Below are 473 nucleotides of genomic sequence, written 5' to 3' on the forward strand. Positions count from 1 at the left end.
CAAATGAGAATAATTATCATTCGTGAATGTGAGTCTGACATGTCCGATGTGAATCGTCTTTCCCGCCTATCCTTTGCTCAGCAGCAGGACCGCGACCGATGCCCGATCCGATGATCCCCTCCCTTCCCTCGCCAGCCGGCCAGTTCCGCCCGCCCACGCCCTGGACCCGTTTCGCCGGTGCCGGCGCGCTGGTGGCGGTCGGCTACATGGACCCCGGCAACTGGGCCACGGCGCTGGCCGGCGGCGCGCAGTTCGGCTACCGGCTGCTGAGCGTGGCTGTCGCGGCGAGACACGGTGCTGGTGTGGCTGGCCAGCGAGGCGGCCATCATCGCCTGCGACGTCGCCGAGGTGGTGGGCTGCGCGGTGGCGCTGCAATTGCTGCTGCACGTGCCGCTGCTGACCGGCGTGCTGCTCTCGGCGGTGGGCACCTTCGCGATGCTGGCGCTGCAGCGGCGCGGCCATCGCACGCTGGA

1 pseudogene is annotated in these 473 nt (G+C 68.3%); it reads left to right on the forward strand.

The features are described 5' to 3' along the window. Positions 1-98: 98 nt before the first annotated feature. Positions 99-473, forward strand: a pseudogene (locus FQ705_RS00015) (divalent metal cation transporter); the annotation flags it as partial.

This window comes from Paraburkholderia sp. BCC1884, from assembly GCF_900996225.1.
Taxonomy (GTDB): Bacteria; Pseudomonadota; Gammaproteobacteria; order Burkholderiales; family Burkholderiaceae; genus Paraburkholderia.